The organism is Streptomyces nanshensis (assembly GCF_001751255.1).
Classification (GTDB): Bacteria; Actinomycetota; Actinomycetes; order Streptomycetales; family Streptomycetaceae; genus Streptomyces; species Streptomyces nanshensis_A.
This window is the reverse complement of the sequence record NZ_LJGW01000107.1, coordinates 1-18,489: the sequence shown is the minus strand read 5'-3', so window position 1 is coordinate 18,489 and position 18,489 is coordinate 1. Positions and strand designations below refer to the sequence as shown.

The following is an 18,489-nucleotide window of genomic DNA, read 5'->3' as shown; positions in this document are numbered from 1 at the left end:
AGATGTCCGAGAACCGAGAAGAACCGCAACGCGACACTCCCGAACTTCCCGCTGCGGAGGAACTCTCCGAGATATTGCACTTCTTCGACGACAAGGAGGTCATGGAATCCAAGACGGTCGGAGACACGCACTACACCCGCGGCTACATCCGGGACACGGAACACGAAGAGGTGTGGGCCGAGCGCGGCTCCGGGGCGATCGAGCCGGTCACCGCAGGCGACAGTGGAATCTCGGCAAAGGAGTTCTGGCGAGCCCTCACCGAGGACGACGCGCCGACCGAGCTGGGCGAGCAGATGCAGTTCGAAGAGGAACTGAGGAAACAGATCCCGGAGTGGGCCGATCGAGAGGTCGAGGTAGGGCGGGAGCTGTGGGAGCTCGCCGACCAAGCCGAGGACGCCCGCGAGGACTTCGAACAGGGGGATCTCACCCAGGAGCAGTACGAGGAACGGCTCCGGGAGATCGGCGAGGTCACGCAGCGACTGGAGGATGAACAGAAGACGTTCGCGATGGAGCGCGAAGAGGTAGAGGCTCGGCAACCGGTGCTGGAGCAGTACGCCCAGGAACTGGCCGCGGACGGCCTCACCTCCGACGCGCTGGCTGAACACGACTGGACTCGCGACGCGAACTCCTCGCAGCACGACCTGCACAGCGTCCTCGACTCCGCGCAGCAGCTCGCCGATCTCCTCAACCAGCACGCCGACCAGCAGTCGACGGAGCCGGCCGACGCAGCGACGCCGTCGGAGGACCCGCCGTCTCCGTCCATCGAACTCGGCTGCGACTTCGACATCGATCCGCCGTTCTGAGTGAGTGTTTCCGAACCTCCGTGTGGGATGGCTCGTTGTGGAAGACGTGCGGCTTGTCAGTGCTGCCCGGTATGCAGGACGCCCGCAGACCGTGAAGGAGTCTCGTGCACGTCGACATGGCAGTTCTTGATCAGGAGTGTGTTCGCCTGGCCAGCCTGATGGCTGATCGCGGCATGGAACAGCTCACCGTTCCTTCGGCCAGGACTCCGCAGGAGGAGGGCGCCGCCATCGAGGAGGAGTTCGCCGCCGAGCTGGAGAAGTCGTTCGCTCGGATCGCTGCTGCTGGTTCCGACGAGGAGTGCATTCTGCCGAGCCTGCTGATGGTGATGGCCAGCAAGCTGTCGATCCTCGCCGTCGACGTGTCGTTGCGTGGCGATCAGGACGCGGCGGAGGTGATCCGTGCGATCGGCGGCCGGTAGGGGAGGACAGCCCAGCACACTTCTGGACGGACAGGACGCCAGCGGAGGAACGAAGCCCCGGGGTGTGGCGGCTGCCGTGGTTCCTACGGGGCTTCGTCGTGTCATCGGTGCCCGCAATGGCGCTGCGGGATAACCGGACGTGTCAGTCCGGGCGGCCGCTTGAGTGCCGCAGGAGGGCGGCGACCGCGCCGGCGTAGTCGCGGGCCCGTTCCCATACCGCGTGGAGGTCTTCGTGCAGGTGGCGGAATTCCTCATCGCGGCCCGGCTCGACCCGAGCGGTCCCAGAGCGCGAAGCGAGATACCGGCCGGATGCCCTCGTCCCGGCTTCATTGCTCTGCGGGCATCGTGCTCAAGCGTGTAGGGCCTCGTCGTGTCCCGAAGCCCCGGAACCGCTCGGGGGTTCTGCTGTGGAGCGGGCTGCTATGCGAGGGCGCCGTCCCAAGCAGTTGAGACGGTGCAGGATGGAGCCGTGGTTCAGCCCGATGATGCGGGCCATGGGCCTGATGCCCACCCCTTCGGACGCGAGATCATTCAGGACCTGACTGACCTGACGGCTTGGGATGGCGCCTGCGCGGTAGCGGCGCCACGTGAGCAGAAGGAGTCGACGTTGCTCGGCGGTGGGCTCAAGCGGGACTGTCACGACAGAGTGGGCGACCCGCCGTACGGTGCCTTCATCTACGCCCAGAGGGGCGGCGAGTTGAGGCCAGGGCAACTTTCTGTCGTGGTGCAGGTGGTTCAGCAGGGCGTGGGCGGCGGTGGAGCCGAACCTTCGTGTGTAGCTGCGCCACGCTGTGCGCAGTTGTTGCGTTTCTTCAGCGGTCAGCTTCGGTACGCGCGGGGGCTCGCTCCGACCCTGTTGACGAAGTACCCGCCGGTACCGCTTGCGGGCGCCGCTCCAGCTCAGCCCGAAACGCAGGCCCAGGGCCTCCCAGGTGAGTCCTTCGGTCTCCCGTGCGGTGACGAGGGCTTCGTCGTCGAGGAGCTGGGGGCGGCTTCCGGGGGGCCGTCGCCGGACGTTGTGCCGGTCGAGCGTGCGCCGGATCGTTGCTTCGTGACAGCCGATGTCAGCGGCGATCTCTCGGCATGTGGCGTCGCCCTGATACGCGGTCACGACGCGCTGTTCGTCCATGGTCCTTCTCCGTACGGCGTGGTGTTTGCCCCAATGGAGCCGCAGACGCGATGTCCGCGGTGATTGGTGGGCGGGCCCGTGCCCTGCAGGCCGCAACGGAGCCGCAGACGCGATGTCCGCGGTGAGGACAAGAGGTTACCTCACGGCTCGCCTCCGGCGACGGGTTTCGTCTTTCCGAGGTGGCGGGTGAGGGCGTCGACGGCCGAGGCGAGCGCGGTCTGCCGGGTCTCGCTGGGCTCGGAGTCCTCTTCGCCGTCCGGGCCGCGCAGGAGGGTGGCGATGTGCTCCAGCCAGAACGCGGCCCACAGCTCCCCGTACTCGTCGGCGGTGTCGTTCGCCTCGATCTGCTCGCGGCGGGCCAGGAGTTCGCGGGCCCGGGCGCGTACGGCCTCCTGTTCGGCGAGCGCGGCCCTGGTGCGGGCGAGGGCGGCGCGCTCCGCCTTCGCGTAGCTCTCCTCGGCCGCCCGTACGGCCTGCGGCGTGAGCCGCAGGGGGCGACCGTCGGCGTCGGTGCCCAGCGCCGCGCCCTTGAGGCGCTTGAGCTTGTTGTGCACGGCCCCCTTGACCTTCCGCTTGTCGGCGGGCTCGTTGCTGCTCAGGGCCAACGGTTCGGCCAACTCGGCGAGTTCGGCGCCGGCGTCGAGCGCATCCTCCGCGCCGGCGGACTGCTCTACCGGCGCCCGCTCTTCCAGGTGCCGCCACAGCTTGGTGCGGATCAGCGCGGCCTGCTTGCGCACCGCGGCGGGGCGGAGGCGGTGGTTGTGGACCTTTGCGTGCCGCAGCACGCCGAGCGCGAGGTCGGGCTCGGGCTCGGGCATCCGGTGCACGTACGGGTCGCCGCCCTTCTCGTGCAGGGCGACCAGGTCGCGCAGCAGCGCGGCGACGTCGACGTCGCCGACGGTGGGCCGGGCGCTGGTCAGCGGGGCGGTCGGGTCGAAGCCGTCCGGCTCAGATGGCCGGCGGCGCGGGCGGCCGGTCCCGCCGGACGGGGTGCGCGGTGGGCTCACGTGGGGATTCTGGCATCCGCTGCCGTCACCGGGCCCGTACGCGGAGGGCTCCCGGAACACCCTTGAAATCGCACGTGTGTACGAGTATCGCGGCGGTTCACACAATGACAACCCTGTCATGCACACGTCGTATTGCATGATCCTCGGCAAGTTGTCGCCTCGGATAAGATGCCATATCCGAGGCGATAAACCGGACATGACGACGGGTCAGCGAACCGGGCGCCGAGACGAGAGGAAGCGACCAGGCATGCCAACGTCAGTCGGGGACGACCTGCCCGCCGGATGGACCCTGGGCCCGGACGGCGCCCTTCTGTACTGGGACACCGCTGTCGCGACGATCAGCCAGATCCCGGCGGGCGCGTGGATGTGGGAGGCGCTGCCGGCCACCGGCCCGTGCCTGGCAGAACGAGGGAGCGGCGGATGCGCCGACGAGCAGGCCGCCGTCCGCTCCGCCGTCAGGGTCCTGCACCCGCCGCTGAGCGGGCGGCGCACCACGACCGGCTACACCCTGCTGTCCCCGGCGCGCAACGGGCGCGTCCCCTCCTACTGCACCGTCGCGCTGCCGCGTCACCAGTGGGCGGCGCTCCGCGCCGAGGCCGCGGCGGACCACCAGGCCAGCACCGACGTCCGGGACCAGAAGGTCTACGGCTCGATCATCGGCCTCGCCGACCACGCCCTGGCATCCGAGGCTGCGCGGCCCGCCGTCCTGATCAGCGTCCCCATGGGCCGGATGCTCCGTACCGGCGGCTACTACGCCCCCGGTACACCCCGCCGGCCGCGCGAGCCGCGCAGCTACCTGCCCGAGCCGGACGACCACGCCGTGCACGAGTGGCTGAACGCCTACAAGGCGCAGGAGACAGAACTCCGTGCGGCCGTGGACTGACCGTCACCCCGTCGGCGAGTACGAGCACCACGCGAGGTCACCCGCCCGCCCCTGACTCCGTCACCCAGGTCACGGAGTCAGGGGACACCGAGAGGAAGCGAACAGACGTGCCATTTACCGATACCGGGGCCCGCCCGGTCCCGGGCGCCACGCTCTACCGGTGGCAGCGCCGCGGACAGAAGCAGCTCACCGCGGACGGGAAGTGACGGCCGCGATGATCACCTCTGTCACCCTGCCGGACGGCACTGCCGCCGTGGTGCACGTCGGGAGCCTCGGATGGGGCTCGCTGACCATCGAGCGGTACGGGCTGCCCGCCCTCTACCGGATCGTGCTGGACGAGCTGAACGCGGACTCGACCTGCACAGCCGTGCGGGAGCACGACGGAGGTGTGCTGGTCGAGTCGCTGTCCCAGGGCGAGCCGGGTGTGTTCGCGTACGCCCTGGCGCTGTGCACCGACCCGGAGTGCCGCACGTTCGCCGAGTCCTACGAGCAGGAGATCGGCGGCCGTCACCCCGGCATGGACTTCGAGCGGGCCTGGGCCAGCAGGCAGACCGTCGGGGACCAGGACGAGCGGGACATGGATCACGAGTACCTGTCCGCCGAGATCCAGGACGTCAACCTCCACTGGCTCGCACAAACCGATCCGGACGCGGCCCGGATCTTCCGGCCCGGCTGCTTCACCGACAGCCTGCTCAACCTCGCCCACCCGGTGCCCGGTCACGCGGCATTCGGCCTGGGGAAGGCCCTGGAGCAGTACGCGGCCGCCAAGCGCGACGAGGGCCGGATGGACCGGTACGGCGCCCTGTTCGCAGGGACCGCCGACTTCCAGTGGGACGCCTTCCTTCCCGCCGACGCGACGGAGGCCGCCCGGTGAGCAGTGCCGACGCCATCGCCGCCCACCTGGAGTGGCAGCCGCTCGCCCACGGGCCGGACTGCGCCAAGCCCGTCTGGGAGATCGACCAGCAGACCGCCTCCGACGCGCTGCGCTCCCGCCGGGGAGGCCCGGAGCACGCGTGCCCCAACGAGGAGTGCAACCACCGCGACCGCTACGACCGGATCACCGTCCGGGTCCTGTGCCGCTCCTGCGGCAGGGTCCACCTGCTCAACGGCGAGGAGCACACCGCCCGCACGACCACCACGGTGCGCACCGGGTACGGGCAGGCGCCGAAGCGCGTGGCCGGGCTGTGGCTCTACCCCGGTCCGCCGCTGCTGGACTGGGATTGGGAGGACGCCGGTCCCAGCGGCTACCTGTGCGCGCGGGAGAAGGTCGCCCGGCTGACCGAGGAAGACATCGTCGGCGGCATCGGCGAGGGCCGGGGACCGCGGGGCGGGACGATCTGGAGCGCGGGAGCGCTCTCCACGTTCGGGCCGTCCGTGACCGGTCGGGCGGCGCCGCACGTCACCTGGGCGCGCACGAGCGGCGACAAGACGTTCGCGACCGTCGCCGCGGCGGCGAAGTGGGTGAAGGCGGAGGTCGACGCGGCCGCCGCGAGCGTGACCACGGAGGGGCAGGACCAGTGAGCATCAATGACGCCGACATCGACGCCGCGATCGACGCCGCCAAGCAGCAGATGCCATCGGCGCAGGAGCTGTTCGCCGGGTGGCCGGCGGCGGTGCCGCCCGTGCCGGGCGTCGTCCATACCGACGTCGGCCTGTACCGGACCGGCGGATTCGAGGACCCGAGGCTGGTGCTCTACACCGGGACCACCCGCCTTCCGGCGGTGACCGTGGGGTGGTGCCTGTTCGGCGCCGCCCGCAACGTCCAGCCCGGCCACGCCCCGCTGCCGCGCGCCGCCCGGGAGGCACTGACCGACCCCGACATGGTGCGCGCCCTGCAACTCCTCGCGGTGGGCCACCGGGAGACCGACGAGGCGGCCATCGAAACGCTTGCGATCCCCGGAGTTGCTGCCTCCCTCGTGGACCTCGCCGCCGCTGCCCATCAGGAACACGAAGACCGAACCGTGCCGGTTCACAGCAGCGAGGTCGGCACGGAGATCTACGCGTACCACCGCGGCCCCGTCCGCCTGGGCACCCACACCGCCGACGTGGTGCTGATCGGCAGCCCCATCTGGATCGCCAATACCGAGCCCAAGGAGAGCTGCCCGTGACCCTGATCGCCACCGTCACCCTGCCCGACGGCACGCCCGCCGTGGTGCACCAAGCAGAACAGACGTGGGACAAGCGACTTCTCGCCCAGTACGGGCGGGACGCACTGTGCCGGCAGGTGACCGAGGAACTGTTCGCCATCTTCCTGTGCGTGGCCGGGCAAGCCTCCAGCGTCGAGACGCTGACCGTCACCCCCGACGAGAAGGACGGGCTGCGGGTCGAGGCCCGCGCCCTGTGCGCCGCAGCGTCCTGCCGCACCGAGGCCGAACAGTACGAGCAGCAGCTCGCCGCGCGAGGCCAGGAGCATCCGGAGACCGCGGAGGCTCGCGCCTGGGCCGCCCGCAGCCACGCGGCAACGACCGGGCAGGGGTGACCGAGTGCGCGCAGCGACCGCCGTCGAGGAAGTCGGGGGCGAGCTGGAGCCGGTGGAGGTCGTCGACGCCGAGCTGGTCGACGTCGACGACGCCCCCGGCGGCGAGGTCGCCGTGCACGATCCGGCGGCCGCCGTCCTCGCGGCGCTGGAAGAGGAGGCCGAGGAGGACCTGTGGGGGGCTCGGGCCGCCAAGTCCCGTACGGGCTACGCCCGTGACTGGGTGGTCTGGCAGGACTTCCACGACTGGCTGGCCGAGCGGAAAGGGCATCGCCTGCCGGACACGGCGGTCACCCGCGGGACGATGGTCGCGTTCGTGAAGTGGCTGGACCAGGTGGTCAAGGCGCCGCCGAACACGATCGACCGGCGGGTCACCGGGGTCACGGTGACCGCGCGACGGCCGCCGTACCGGGTGGAGGTGCCGAAGGAAGCGACGCTCGCCGCGCGGGAGTTGATCCGCAAGTGGCGGCTGGACCCGGTGCGGATGGCGCGGGGCCGAGGCAAGGCCGCCGCGCTCACTCCCGAGGATGTGCGGGCGATGGCCGGTGCTCCGCGCGAGCGCCCGCCGCGGCCGGATGCCCGACGCCGCCGGGTCCTCGTCGTGCCGGAGCTGGCCCGGCTGCGGGACCAGGCGATGCATTCGATGAAGCTCGCCGTCGCCGGGCGCAACGAGGAGATGAGCGAGCTGGACGACCCGAACATCCAGGTCGTGGACGAGGGACTGACGGTGCACGTCCCGTCGGTGAAGGGACGCCCGGCCCGGGACGTCCCCGTCACCCCCGGCGAGCACCGCGAGACCTGCCCGGTCCGCTGCTGGCTCGCCTGGCACGAGGCCAAGCTCGCCGCCGGCGCCGAGGACGGCGGCCCGGCGTACCTGCCCGTCGACCAGTGGGGGCATCTGGGCACCGCCCGCCTCTCGCCGGACGGCGTCGGCCGCGCGCTCGCGCGCTGCGCTCGCTACGCCGGACTGAGCGGGCGGCGGATCACCGGACACTCCGCCCGGCGCGGCCTGGTCACCACCGGCCGGAAGAAGGGCAAGCGCGTGGAGAAGCTGCGCCGCCAGGGCGGCTGGTCCACCAACAGTCCAGTGTTCTGGGAGTACGTGGACGAAGGCGAGCTGTTCGAGGACGCCCCGACCAAGGGCATCGGCCTGTAGAGCAGCCGTCGGGCTGGCTGGCGTCTGGTCAGATCCCCGGTGGGCAAGCCGGCAGGAAGAAGGGGGAAGCAGCGGGGGACGAATCCCGCGGTCCAGGGCGCCGCGGTGCCCCGCGCCAGCGCCGGCATCCCGCATGGGCGCGCGTGCGTCATCTTCTGGCTGACGACCCTCCATGCGTCAGCCTACGGCTGACAACTTCATGGTGTCAGCCGTAGGCTGACGCCATGACAGACGCCGCCCAGACCCCCGGTACCGAGCGACCCGACCCGAGCCCCCTCTCTCCCCGCGACGAATCCCGCCTGCGCTACTCGGGCAGGTGCCTCCGCCTGATCGACACCCTGCTTCAGCAGGTCCCCATCGACCCCGACGCCGAGCCGGGTTCGCTGCTGGCCGCGGCGCTGCGGGCCGAAGAGGATGTCGCATGGCTGGTCAAGTACGCGGTCGTCGCCGAGCGGGAGCGCGACACCCCCTATCCGGTGCTCGGCAGGGTCGCCGGCATCTCCAAGCAGTCCGCGCACCGGAGGTGGGCGGACGACGTGGCGGCCTGGGCCCACAACGGCCGCACCTGCATGACCTCGGACAGCTTTGATACCCCGCTTCAACGGGCTCACCTCTACGACGAGTTGTACGCGCGGCTGCGTCCCGACGCCCCGGCGGAGGCCGTCAGCTCCGGCCTGGACGCGGTGCGCATCCCCGGCTCCGAAAACCTCGACCGCGCCCGCCGCGAGCGCGCTGACGCCGTGCACCAGCGCCGGGATGCTCTGGCTCGGCGAAGCCGGGAGCTGGGGGCGGAAGCCAAACAACTGGGCGAGGAAGAGGGTGACTCCGCGGAGCGTGTGGCCGCCCTGCGAGCCGCGGCGGCCGCAGATGAGGAGCTGGCCGAACTCTACGAGCAACTGATCCCCCTGGAGCCCGAGCTGGCCGAGGAACACCGCGCCTACGCCGCGAAGTACCGCGGGTTCGCGCAGGCCGAGCGCGACCACGCCGACTTGGTCGCCGAGCGGACCGCGGCGGCGGAGTGGGTGAAGGCGAAGGAGGCGCCTGCCGTGACGAACAGCGAGGAGGCCGGCAGGTGAGCACACCGGAGTTCCAGCACTGGCAGAGCCTGACCGTCCGTCGTCCCGACGACGTGCGGACGAAGCGGGGCGGGCCGGTGCCGCTGACGTGGCAGATGGAGAAACACACCGAGCACCACGACCGGCTGGCGAACAACGCGCTGCCCGCCGACTTCAAATTCGAGGTCGAGCGCGGCGACGCCGGCGACGCCCTGGCGTGCCTGGCGCTGCGCGAGTCGATGCGCCGGGACATCGAGCACGAGCGCGGCGGCCGTATCCGTGAAGCGGCCGAACTGGGCGCCACCTGGCAGCAGGTGGCCGACGCGCTCGACGTCACCCCCGACGAGGCCCGCGACCTGCTGCGCGCGTGGGCCGCCGGACAGCACCACCTGTACCGCCGTGACGTCGAACGCGCCCAGGACAACCCCGTGGGGCTCACCCCGGAGCAGTACGCCGCGGTGCTCGCACTCCTCGACCGCGACGACGACGAGGCCGTACCGGCGAGGCAGGAGAGGGGATCCGCTCCAACCGGCGGTCTCGGCCTGTAGCGCAGCCGTACGGGCGGCGGAGGCCCGATCAGATCACCGGTGGACAGACCGGGCAGGAGAAGAGGTACACGCGCGGGACGAGCCGCACGGTCCCGGGCGGCTCGGGGCCGCCGGGCCAGCGCCATCCTGCGTGCCACATGGAGGCGTAGTCGCCGGGAGTCGGCATCCGGTCGTTCCGCCCGCAGGTGTCGCACAGGAGATCGGAGACCTCCACACGGGCGTACCGCTTCGCGCCGAACTCCTCCTCTGCGCCCCCCACCACGAGTTCGCCCTCGACGGTGTGGCCGTAGTGCAGGTACCGCTCCTGCATCTGGCGCCGCAGCCGTTCGTAGTCCGTTTCCGGTTCAGAGGGGGTGCTCACGGTCTTCTCCGTCCCGCTGCGGAGGTTCTGCTGCGGGTCGAACATCGGGACTTCCTGTACCTCAACTACTCACGCCCGTAGTCATAGCGCGTACCGTACCGACCGGCTCAGGAGGAGAACGTCCCGCCGGGGGCAGTCGGACCCGCCGCGGCGACAGCCTGGTCCAACTCGTGCAAGGCGCCGCGCAGCACCATGACCGCACCGCCGAAAGCGAGCGCCGCTTCTCCTCTGGAGACCAGAGACATCGGACTGGCGGTGAAGGCTTTCGACACCCACCGTGCGCTGCCCTCGTCTTCGTCCAGGTACTGAGAAGACGCGAGCGCGGTGACGGCAGCGGGCAGCTCGTCGGTACCCATCCCCGTGAAGTCCTCGACGGCCTGAGCCATCTCCACGACGCCGGCGCACGCGTCCTCAAGGCTCTGGCGTGCTCGTGCGATGCGGGATACGTCGGCGCCCAGCGCGTCATCCAGTCCGTCCACGTGTTCCTCCCCGGTGTGCTGCTCCCGCCCTGATTGTCCTCCAGGAGCGCCGGGTCAGTCTTCCACTCCCCCGCGCCCCGGCGGGTTGGCTTGGGGGTGGTCGACCTCCACCAGGCCGTGCGACGGCGCCGTATCGACGACGTAGCCCGTCGACGATGCGGACGGGAGGTTCTGCCGCGGGTCGAACTCCGTCTCGGCCATGACGGTGTGGCCGTAGTGCACGGCACGCTCCTGCATCTCGGCCAGCAGCCGGTCGAAGGAGGCCGGGGCGATGGCGCCGTTGAGCGCGGCGTGCATCTCGAAGGGGATGCCAGCGTGCCCGGCAAGCTCGTGCCCGGGAAGCGGCGGCAGGACCTCGTGCAACTGCTCCGCTGCCGCGCGGACCATGTCCGCGACGACGGCGGTGTCCTCCTCCGGGGCCTCCCAGGGGCGGCGTGCGGTGACCATGACCAGGGCCTCGCCCCGGCGCCAGCCCTCCGGCCAGTCCTCCGGCGTCGCGAACTGCGGCTTGGGCTGCACCCACACGTCCGCGCGGGCCGGGTAGCGCTCCCCGGTCTCCGCCCGCTCCAGCCGGTAGGCGGCACGGGCCACCAGAGCGGCGAACAGCTCGTCCACGGTGGAGCCTGCGGTCAGGCCCTCCACGGGCCGTACGGGCAACGTCGCCCCGAAGACCAGTGCGACGCGGTCGACCGTGTGCGGCAGTGCTTCCGGCTCCGGCACGGCGTCGTCCGGGGCGGAGCAGCGGCTCATCGCCCAGGAGCGGACGGACTCGGAGGCGTGACGGCGCATCCAGGCGTCGGTGATGCCGTGCCAGCCGCCGGATTCGTCGGCGAGGGCGGCCAGGTCGTAGGTGAGGCTCTCGGCGACTTCGACCACGGTGGGGCCAGTGACGACCCAGCGCTCCAGGACGGGCAGCAGCACCTTGAGCGCGTCCTCGTCCACCTGGCCGGCGGGAGCGTGGGCGGCTTCCGAGCGAGTCAGGGACATCACCGTCGCCGACTCCCAGGAGCCGGGGCGGCCCGCCACGAGATCGCCGGGGCGGCCGGTGGCGCGCTCCGCGGCCTCGGCCGTCATCCGCAGCGCGACGGCGAGCGTGCCCAGCGCCCGGTGCCCGGCCTGCCGCAGCGCCGCAGTGAAGCGGGCCCGGTCATCCTCCGTGGCGATGTCCACGTGCCGTACGGGCCCATGCTCGGCGTCGATCTCCTCGTACGTGCGGGTCTCGGTGTAGTCCAGCGCGCGGGTTCCATAGGCGTTGGGGCGGCTGGTCAGGTACCAGCTCTCGCCGCGGCCGTCGACCAGCCGCGGTGGGTACTCGGTGCGGTCGGCGGTGGTGTCGACGGTGCGGGCGGCGCGGGCGCGGCGGGCCCCTCCCTGCATCTGGCGGCGGGCAGCGCGGTCCCGGGCACGGTTTTTCGACATCTCGTCTCTCTCCTTGCGGCACGCCCACGCCGCGCCGCACAAGAGGCGGACGCTGTTTGCGCGTTGCGTCAGAGACGACTTGCCGGATACGGGGCCTGGCGTGGGCGTCGGCCTCCTGCACGGGATACACCTGGCGGACGCGCGCCGCCGCACTCTCACGATAGCCCGCTGCGTTCTCCCGGCGGCCGTGAACGAGGGGCCGCCCTGCTGTTGGTTGTCCATGGGGCGTACGCCCGGACCACGACGCTCTGCGCGCCGAGCGGGAACGCCTGGCAGCCCGGATCGCCGAAATCGACACGATCCTCAGCACCGCACACACCTCCTGACCCTTCCATCCGCACCGGCTAAGGACGGACACGGCGCCGGAAGGCGAAGACGCCGCGCCCGCCCCCGGAAGCCCTGGCCCTCATCGGGCAGCTATGCCATCATGGGGCCGTCTCCGCGTAAGCGGAGGTGGACCAGTAGGAGCGAACCCCCATTTCGGGTTTCTTCGAGTGGTCGTTCTCCGCGTAAGCGGAGGTGTATCAACAGGCAGCACCCTGCCTTTCCCCGCCGCGTTCGCGGGGATGACCCGCTGTAGTGGTGGATGAACGTGCCTGTGCATGTGTGCTCCCCGCGTCTGCGGGGATGGCCCGAGCCATTCGGTACGGTCCACGTACTCCCCGCACTTGCGGGGATGGTCCCAGATTGTGTCGGGTGCGTATCTGCTCCCGCCGCTGCGGGGATGATTCGTTGTAGTGACGAGCGCATACGTGTTCCCCGCCGCTGCGGGGATTGAACGGCCCGCCCCTGCGGGCCGTTTCGCATGCCCGCAGGGGCCGCCGGAAGGGCTCCCGGGGATCGCTCACCCGCGTACGGGCGTCGAGCCCGCCGCGCGTCAAGGAGCACCATGAGACCGTCGCCAGAGTCCCGCCGCTGACCTGTGCCTCGCGCCGCGGTGGTTGGCTCAAGTACGCCGCTGACGGGACATCAGGCGATTGTCCACAGGCGCCCGTCGGACCGGGCCGCAGGCGTCATCATGAGGGGGGTACAGAACGAAGGGGCGGGAACGGATGAGCGCGCACATCTTCCTCGACGAGAGCAAGGCGGGGGGCTATCTGGTCGCCGCGGCGGTCGTGCTGCCGCGCGACCTCGGCCCGGCGCGGACGACCCTGCGCGGCATGGTGCTGCGTGGGCAGGCCCGTCTCCATTTCACCAAGGAGTCCGACAGCCGGCGCCGGACCCTGTTGTCCGCCATGGAATCGCTCGGCGCCCGGATCCTCCTGTACGACGCTTCGGCAATCCGTCCCGCGCACGAGGCCCGCGCCGCCTGCCTGGAGGCGGTCGTCTCGGACGCGGCCGACCTCGGCGCTCACCGTCTTGTCCTCGAACAGGACGACTCGGTACTCACCGCCGACCGGCGTCTGCTGTACCAGCAGGTCCGGAAAGCCGAAATCGAGGACATTCTCACCTACGAGCATATGCGGCCGTCGGCGGAATGCCTGCTCTGGATCCCGGACGCCATAGCCTGGTGCTGGAGCCGCGGCGGGGCCTGGCGCCGCCGCGCAAAACCGATGATCGAAACCGTCCGCGCCCTCTGAACGTACAGGTCACCGCACATAAGACGTGACGGCAGAGGGGGACTTGGCCCAGACAGCGCGAAACCCGGCTCGCCCACCGTCCGGAAGGCTGCCGGGTCGCTACAACTGAGCTATTGCCCAGTGCACTATCAGGGTACCACGACGCACCGTAGATGCCACTGGCCGGGCTCCCGGCGATCGCTCCCCCGTACGCAGGCGCGTGCGGGCCGGTGCCAGCCTGACAGGGGCGGCGTAGCCTAGGAAGTCGTCATCAGCCTTCCGAGGGATCACAACAGTCACGCGTGCCGTCCCCTTCGGAGTGCCTGATGACCTCTCCCTCTCGCCCGTCCCGGCCGGGTACGGGGCTCACCGCTGAGCTCGTGGCAGAACTCCGCAACGACATTGCCGCGGGGGATTCCACGATCACCGAGTGGGCCGCGCGGCTGGGGATGAGCTGGAGCGCGGTGGAGAAAGCCGCCTACGGGCGGACTTGGCGGAGTGTCACCGACCCGGCGCCTCTCACTGCGCCTCCGCCCCCGCAGGAGCCGCCGCCGTCGTTCGCCCGGCTCACCCCCAGGATCGTGGCCCGCATGCTACGTCCGCGTCGGTGAGCCCCAGGTGTGGCGCATCGGCGACCGCAAGCGCCCGCTCGCCGAGAGCACCATGACCCGCATCCAGGCCGGACTGGACATGAGCCGACCGCGGCCGCGCAGTCTCCTGACCCGGCCGCCTGAACTCCGCCGAGAGCGGCCGTCAGGCCGCACGCGGTGACGTCAGTAGTGCCAGCTCATGGGTTCGCCGAGGGACGCCATCAGGCTCAGCCACCACCACGTCCCGAGGGCGACGATGGGGACGAGGACGATACCGGCGATGAGGACCTTAGAGCGCGATGTCGTACTCGGCGCTTGTCGGGCGCCTGCGGAGGGCGGCCTGCTTCGCCGGTCCCCGACCACGGCCGCGACGATCAGGGCGGCGGCAGGCAGCGCGACCAGGCCCCCCGCGACGAGATGCCCCAGGATCAGCAGCGTCCCCGCCGTGTAGGCGACCGCGCCGCCGGACAGCACCGGCAGCCACACCCGCGGCGGCAGCCGACGGTTGTGCCGACGGCTCGCCCAGAAGACGGCGAGGACGACGAGGTTCAGTAACAGCGGGTACATCTCGGTCTCCTTCTTCCCCGCGACAGGGGGGTGAGGCTGTGGCTCTCTCGGCCCGGGGGACCGTATCGGGCCGCGCACCCCGGAGGGGGCACCGGCCGCCCGGGACCCCTTTCCCCGCGCTGGTCAGGGGCCCTGCACGGGGCGGTGGACGTGCGGAGTTTCCGTGTCCGCCAGCCGACGGCGCCCGGACGGGCGGGAGCCCTCTCGCTCGACGGTGACCTCCATCCGGTCGTCGACGTCGGCCAGGACCTCGATGTAGACGCGGCATCCGCGGCCGCGCCGGTTGGGCACGGGGTCGGACACGTCCCCGAGCCGGGTCTCCGGCCACGCACTGAGCGCCCGTACGACCGCGGCGGCCGTCCGGTGGACGTCGTCGGCGTCCGAGCCCATGAGGCGGATCTGCGGCATCAGGCGCTCACCTTCTCCGTACGGGACCGCGCCCAGGGCGGCGCCCCCGCCAAGTCCTTGAGAAGGTCGAGCGCGGCGACAGCGTCGCCCAGCGCCCGGTGGTCGCCGCCCAGCCTCGCGTAGCCCGGGGACTCTTCCCAGTCGGCGCGGGCCTGCATGAGGCACTCCCAGGTCGCCGGCTTGCCCAGATGCCCCGGCTTCAGACCGAGCCGCCGGCAGTCCTCCTTGATGACCGTACGGTCGTACTCCTCCTTGTAGGCGAGGACCGTGCGGCCCTCGGTGACGCGCAGGACCTCGGGCAGCACCTGGTCCCAGGTGGGCGCGCCGTCGACCATCGCGTCACTGATGTGGTGCACGTCGAACGCTTCGGCCGTCACCGGGATTTCGGGGTTGACCAGGGTGTTCAGGAGGATTTCGCCGGTGTGGCTGTCGATCACGGCGATGTCCATGACCCTCCCGTACAGGTCGTGCGTCTCGGTGTCCAGGACGACCGATGCGCCGGGCTGCAGCATCCGCCGGGCCAAGTGCACCGTCTCACCCACCGCGCTCAGCAACTTGACCGTGTCGGCGTACGGGGCGAGGGCGGAGTCCTCGGCGAGCAGCGCGGCGACGTCCTCGCGGGCCGGGGTGCCGTCCTCGCGCGGCTCCCAGTCGATCCACCACCGGTTTCGCAGGTTGGCGTACCGGGTCCAGACGATCAGGCCGTGCTCCTCGCGCAGCCGGGCGGCGAAGGCGTGTACCGCCTCCGCGCGTTTCGGCGCGAGCCGGGCGAGGTGCCGCAGCGGGGAGACCTGCCGCGGCTTGAGCGCGCGGACGCGCTCCCAGTCCACATCCTCGATCCTCAGCACCGCATCGAGGTGGGACTGCCGGTAGAGCGGCACCTCCACGGTCTTGCTGTAGTGCCGCGAGCCCTCCCACACGGTCCGCTTGACGCGGGAGACCGGGACGATCCAGCCCGCCTCGACGACGTAGTCGAACTCCCGGCGCCGGATGCCCAGATGGGCCGCCGCCTCGTCCGGGCCGAGCATCCGGGCTGCCCGCACATCGCCCTCCATCGCTCCGTGGCCCGCCAGGCGCTCCACGTCCTGCAGCGCCCACCGCCCCAACCGGCCCGGCTCGACACCCTGCTCGCGTGCGGCCCGCTCGAACTCCCGGACGCTCCAGCCGCACCGGCGCGCCGCCGCCTCGGTACTGGCGCTGCGCTCCCACCACGCCACCCGCTCCGCGACGACCTCCCGCAGCCCGGCGGCGACCTCCGGCGAGGGCGCCGCGGCCACCCGGGCGTCGTAGAGCGTGAAGTCCTTCCACTCCCCGGTCTCCTCGACGACACCCTGCGCGGCCAGTTGCTCGACGTCGCACGGCCACAGCTCCATCCCCGTGGCCTCCGCCAGCATCTCCGCGGTGCGCCGGGCGCCGTAGCCCGGGTGCGTACCGAGCACGCCGAGGATCTCCTCACGCCGCGCGTGAACCGCGGCGGCCTGCTCGTCCGACCAGCGCCCGCTGGCCAACTCCGGCGCCGGCACCAGCCCCTTGGCCTGCCCCCGCTCGATCTGCCACTGCTGCAGCCCGGCGTAGTCCGCCATCTGTACCGGGCCGAAACCCTTCCGCTTCCCCACCGCCCATTTCCCCTTCCTCGTTTCTCAGAATCGAAATCACGTGCCGCATCAATGACCGGAACTGAATAACCGTAAACCCCGCAGCGCGCCTCACGCAATTGAACAGAGAAGCCCAACGGCGGCAGTTGAAAGCCCTTCAGAGAGCCGGATTTGAATAAACGACGTCGTTTAAAATCCCCCATCCTCACTCGTTGAGGTCTTCTTCATCGCTGGTGGGCCAGTGGTACTCGACCGCCTCGCGGGCGATCCGGCTGGAGGGATACAGCAGCACGGCGAGCCGCTCACGCTCCGCGCGTGCCTCATCGCTCAGGTCCCGCCGCGGACCGGTCAGGCCCTTCGCCTCCAGCTCCTGCAAGACCGGCTCCGACACGCGCCACGCCGCCGTACGCAGACGCAGCACCAGCCCCTCATCGAGGCTGAACGCCCTTTCCACCGTGCCGTGTTCGCAGCCGGACACACTCGCCGGCCACCGGCCCGACAACGACAGCCGCTGCCGCTCCTCACGGGTCAGCGGCAGCCACGGCCCGGCCACGTCAGGAACCTGAAGCCGCGCCTCCAGCGCCCGGCCCATGAGCACGTCGAGCGACGGCCACCGCACGGGCCGCACCCGGGCCGCCTCCATCCGGGCCTGCCGCCGCAGCGCCCTGACCGCCCGCTCCCACTCCCCCGTCCCCGCAGGTTCGGACAGCCCCTCCGCCCACTCCGCGGTAAGGCCATTCGCATATTTCGTCTCCGCTTCCCGATGCCGCTTTACCAACAGCCGCAACCGAGACGCCTGCTGCACAGAGAGATGCACCGTAATCCGCTTCAACGCCATAAGAGAAGTAAACGACGTCGTTTAAATGAACACAAGACGCTTTGCGACCGAACGCAGGGTCAAGAGGCTGTCCGGTTCGTCACCGTGGGCCCCTCCTCGCTCGGACGCGCACCGCTTACCTGTCGCCGCGGGATCACCCGCTACCGGCCGGCTGCAGGCTCGCCCCGGATCCCACTCGCGTATGCACGGCGATGCATTCTCGTACGTTCATTCGAATCGGGATAAGCTGAGCCGCCCGGGGACGGGAGGGGATCGATGCCGGCAGCGGCGCCAGGAGCAGGGGTTCTGTGCTGCTGGCTGCACCCCAACCTGACCGGTCATCTCCTGGAACTCGCCGGGCTCCTCGCCGAGTTGGAGGACGAGGTCGAACTGCAGCCTCCCGGCTCCGCGCTCGTCGACCTGACGCGGTCCGTACGAGCGGGACACTCCCCCGGCGCCGTCGCGGGGATGGTGAACCTGGTGGCACGGGAGCGCTACGGCCTGGCGCTCCGTCTGGGCGTAGGGCCGAACCCGTTCCTCGCGCGGCTGGCTGCGATCGACGCCCACCTGGGCGCGGTGCGCAAGGTCGCAGTCGAGGACGCGGCGGGCTTCATAAGGGGGTGGGACGTCAGTCACCTGGGCATCGCCCGTGACCAGGCGGAGCGGATGCGCGCTGCGGGGCTACGTTCCGCCGGTGATGTGGCCGCTGTCCCGCCGGAGACGCTCCGCTCGTACGTCGGCACCGATGAGCGGGCGCATGCGGTCCACTTGGCGGCGCACGGGATCGACCGCCGTACGGTCACCGGCACCCCGCGCTCGGACCGGCCCGTTGTACGGCGCGCTGCTCCTGCGGTGGAGGCGGCGTGGCGTCTGATCACCGGAGCGGAGTCGTGAGGGTGGAGCGCGATGCGGTCGAGGCCCGTCCCTGGCGTCCGGAGGACGGGCGGCCGCCCCGCATGCGCGTCTACCCTCCCGGGGACGATTGCCTGATGTACGTGCGGTGGCGGGGCCGCTGGCAGTTGTGCGTCGTCCGCGCGCGGGCCGACTGGGCAGACGGCCGGGTGGTGTACCACGTTGACCTGCGGCTGTGGCGCTCCGGCGCGTGGGACACGTACCCGACGGCGCTGGTGTGGGATCCGGCAGCCATGCGCCCGTACCGCCCCTCTGTCACCGCAGCGCTCGCCGGAGGATCTTGCCGCTGGCCGCCCGTGGCACGGC

General features: G+C 71.1%; 22 protein-coding genes. 13 read left to right on the top strand and 9 right to left on the bottom strand.

The genetic code is table 11. From position 1 onward, the window contains the following. Window positions 1-2 precede the first annotated feature (2 nt). Together AN218_RS05600 and AN218_RS05595 are read left to right on the top strand one after the other, a co-directional pair. The gene (locus AN218_RS05600) at window positions 3-803 is read left to right on the top strand and encodes a hypothetical protein (protein ID WP_070015497.1); all 801 of its coding nucleotides are present in this window, start codon (window positions 3-5) and stop codon (window positions 801-803) included. 104 nt (window positions 804-907) lie between these two features. Next, the gene (locus AN218_RS05595; RefSeq protein ID WP_070015496.1) at window positions 908-1,222 is read left to right on the top strand and encodes a hypothetical protein; all 315 of its coding nucleotides are present in this window, start codon (window positions 908-910) and stop codon (window positions 1,220-1,222) included. Window positions 1,223-1,571: 349 nt separating this feature from the next. On the opposite strand, the gene AN218_RS35990 is transcribed toward AN218_RS05595, so the two are convergent. Both AN218_RS35990 and AN218_RS05585 read right to left on the bottom strand, forming a co-directional pair. After that, window positions 1,572-2,351, bottom strand: a complete 780-nt coding sequence (locus tag AN218_RS35990) for a hypothetical protein (RefSeq protein WP_141747481.1) — start codon at window positions 2,349-2,351, stop codon at window positions 1,572-1,574. Between the two features lie 140 nt (window positions 2,352-2,491). Beyond that, window positions 2,492-3,358: a hypothetical protein gene (locus tag AN218_RS05585; RefSeq protein ID WP_141747480.1), complete on the bottom strand. Its 867-nt coding sequence runs from the start codon at window positions 3,356-3,358 to the stop codon at window positions 2,492-2,494. A 247-nt stretch (window positions 3,359-3,605) separates the two neighbouring features. Between AN218_RS05585 and AN218_RS05580 the strand changes: the two genes are divergently transcribed. The 8 genes from AN218_RS05580 to AN218_RS05545 all read left to right on the top strand — a co-directional run bounded on the left by AN218_RS05580 (window position 3,606) and on the right by AN218_RS05545 (window position 9,476). Further along, a complete protein-coding gene (locus tag AN218_RS05580) occupies window positions 3,606-4,241 on the top strand; it encodes a hypothetical protein (protein WP_070015493.1) in 636 nt (211 codons plus the stop codon). 214 nt (window positions 4,242-4,455) lie between these two features. Continuing rightward, window positions 4,456-5,115: a hypothetical protein gene (locus AN218_RS05575; protein WP_141747479.1), complete on the top strand. Its 660-nt coding sequence runs from the start codon at window positions 4,456-4,458 to the stop codon at window positions 5,113-5,115. Next, window positions 5,112-5,762, top strand: coding sequence for a hypothetical protein (locus AN218_RS05570; protein ID WP_079131846.1), 651 nt, complete (start codon window positions 5,112-5,114; stop codon window positions 5,760-5,762). Before AN218_RS05575 ends, AN218_RS05570 begins: the two co-directional genes overlap by 4 nt. Continuing rightward, window positions 5,759-6,349 (top strand): hypothetical protein, encoded by a 591-nt coding sequence (locus AN218_RS05565; protein ID WP_070015491.1) that lies wholly within the window; start codon window positions 5,759-5,761, stop codon window positions 6,347-6,349. Before AN218_RS05570 ends, AN218_RS05565 begins: the two co-directional genes overlap by 4 nt. Continuing rightward, a complete protein-coding gene (locus AN218_RS05560; RefSeq protein ID WP_070015490.1) occupies window positions 6,346-6,720 on the top strand; it encodes a hypothetical protein in 375 nt (124 codons plus the stop codon). The genes AN218_RS05565 and AN218_RS05560 overlap by 4 nt, the downstream gene beginning before the upstream one ends. Before the next feature lie 4 nt (window positions 6,721-6,724). Then, window positions 6,725-7,873, top strand: coding sequence for a site-specific integrase (locus tag AN218_RS05555; protein ID WP_070015489.1), 1,149 nt, complete (start codon window positions 6,725-6,727; stop codon window positions 7,871-7,873). 224 nt (window positions 7,874-8,097) lie between these two features. Beyond that, window positions 8,098-8,949: a hypothetical protein gene (locus AN218_RS05550; protein WP_070015488.1), complete on the top strand. Its 852-nt coding sequence runs from the start codon at window positions 8,098-8,100 to the stop codon at window positions 8,947-8,949. Further along, complete coding sequence (locus AN218_RS05545) at window positions 8,946-9,476, top strand: hypothetical protein (protein WP_070015487.1); 531 nt, start codon at window positions 8,946-8,948, stop codon at window positions 9,474-9,476. Before AN218_RS05550 ends, AN218_RS05545 begins: the two co-directional genes overlap by 4 nt. 28 nt (window positions 9,477-9,504) lie before the next feature. Here the strand turns inward: AN218_RS05545 and AN218_RS05540 are convergent, their stop codons facing one another. The 3 genes from AN218_RS05540 to AN218_RS05530 form a co-directional block, all read right to left on the bottom strand. Then, window positions 9,505-9,837, bottom strand: coding sequence for a hypothetical protein (locus AN218_RS05540; RefSeq protein WP_141747478.1), 333 nt, complete (start codon window positions 9,835-9,837; stop codon window positions 9,505-9,507). Between the two features lie 107 nt (window positions 9,838-9,944). Next, window positions 9,945-10,316 (bottom strand): hypothetical protein, encoded by a 372-nt coding sequence (locus AN218_RS05535; RefSeq protein WP_070015485.1) that lies wholly within the window; start codon window positions 10,314-10,316, stop codon window positions 9,945-9,947. A gap of 54 nt (window positions 10,317-10,370) precedes the next feature. Further along, on the bottom strand, window positions 10,371-11,735 hold the full coding sequence (locus tag AN218_RS05530) for a hypothetical protein (RefSeq protein ID WP_070015484.1): 1,365 nt from the start codon (window positions 11,733-11,735) through the stop codon (window positions 10,371-10,373). Window positions 11,736-12,787: 1,052 nt separating this feature from the next. Between AN218_RS05530 and AN218_RS05525 the strand changes: the two genes are divergently transcribed. Then, window positions 12,788-13,315 carry a hypothetical protein gene (locus tag AN218_RS05525; protein WP_070015483.1) on the top strand — a complete coding sequence of 176 codons (528 nt, stop codon included), beginning with the start codon at window positions 12,788-12,790 and terminating at the stop codon, window positions 13,313-13,315. 752 nt (window positions 13,316-14,067) lie between these two features. On the opposite strand, the gene AN218_RS05520 is transcribed toward AN218_RS05525, so the two are convergent. The 4 genes from AN218_RS05520 to AN218_RS05505 form a co-directional block, all read right to left on the bottom strand. After that, window positions 14,068-14,451, bottom strand: coding sequence for a hypothetical protein (locus AN218_RS05520; RefSeq protein ID WP_070015482.1), 384 nt, complete (start codon window positions 14,449-14,451; stop codon window positions 14,068-14,070). A 123-nt stretch (window positions 14,452-14,574) separates the two neighbouring features. Further along, window positions 14,575-14,859, bottom strand: a complete 285-nt coding sequence (locus tag AN218_RS05515; protein WP_070015481.1) for a hypothetical protein — start codon at window positions 14,857-14,859, stop codon at window positions 14,575-14,577. Continuing rightward, window positions 14,859-16,475, bottom strand: coding sequence for a 3'-5' exonuclease (locus tag AN218_RS34170; RefSeq protein WP_079131845.1), 1,617 nt, complete (start codon window positions 16,473-16,475; stop codon window positions 14,859-14,861). The genes AN218_RS05515 and AN218_RS34170 overlap by 1 nt, the downstream gene beginning before the upstream one ends. Window positions 16,476-16,659: 184 nt before the next feature. Continuing rightward, window positions 16,660-17,292, bottom strand: a complete 633-nt coding sequence (locus AN218_RS05505) for a hypothetical protein (RefSeq protein ID WP_070015480.1) — start codon at window positions 17,290-17,292, stop codon at window positions 16,660-16,662. A gap of 255 nt (window positions 17,293-17,547) precedes the next feature. Between AN218_RS05505 and AN218_RS05500 the strand changes: the two genes are divergently transcribed. Further along, a complete protein-coding gene (locus AN218_RS05500) occupies window positions 17,548-18,165 on the top strand; it encodes a DNA polymerase Y subunit UmuC family protein (protein ID WP_070015479.1) in 618 nt (205 codons plus the stop codon). Between the two features lie 95 nt (window positions 18,166-18,260). Continuing rightward, on the top strand, window positions 18,261-18,489 hold a 229-nt coding region (locus AN218_RS37405), incomplete at its 3' end, for a hypothetical protein (protein ID WP_216311722.1).

Coding starts and splice junctions, on each gene's coding strand:
- AN218_RS05600 (WP_070015497.1), top strand. CDS start 3: ATGTCCGAGAACCGAGAAGAACCGCAACGCGACACTCCCGAACTTCCC.
- AN218_RS35990 (WP_141747481.1), bottom strand. CDS start 2,351: ATGGACGAACAGCGCGTCGTGACCGCGTATCAGGGCGACGCCACATGC.
- AN218_RS05580 (WP_070015493.1), top strand. CDS start 3,606: ATGCCAACGTCAGTCGGGGACGACCTGCCCGCCGGATGGACCCTGGGC.
- AN218_RS05575 (WP_141747479.1), top strand. CDS start 4,456: ATGATCACCTCTGTCACCCTGCCGGACGGCACTGCCGCCGTGGTGCAC.
- AN218_RS05550 (WP_070015488.1), top strand. CDS start 8,098: ATGACAGACGCCGCCCAGACCCCCGGTACCGAGCGACCCGACCCGAGC.
- AN218_RS05530 (WP_070015484.1), bottom strand. CDS start 11,735: ATGTCGAAAAACCGTGCCCGGGACCGCGCTGCCCGCCGCCAGATGCAG.
- AN218_RS05525 (WP_070015483.1), top strand. CDS start 12,788: ATGAGCGCGCACATCTTCCTCGACGAGAGCAAGGCGGGGGGCTATCTG.
- AN218_RS05520 (WP_070015482.1), bottom strand. CDS start 14,451: ATGTACCCGCTGTTACTGAACCTCGTCGTCCTCGCCGTCTTCTGGGCG.
- AN218_RS05515 (WP_070015481.1), bottom strand. CDS start 14,859: ATGCCGCAGATCCGCCTCATGGGCTCGGACGCCGACGACGTCCACCGG.
- AN218_RS05505 (WP_070015480.1), bottom strand. CDS start 17,292: ATGGCGTTGAAGCGGATTACGGTGCATCTCTCTGTGCAGCAGGCGTCT.
- AN218_RS05500 (WP_070015479.1), top strand. CDS start 17,548: ATGCCGGCAGCGGCGCCAGGAGCAGGGGTTCTGTGCTGCTGGCTGCAC.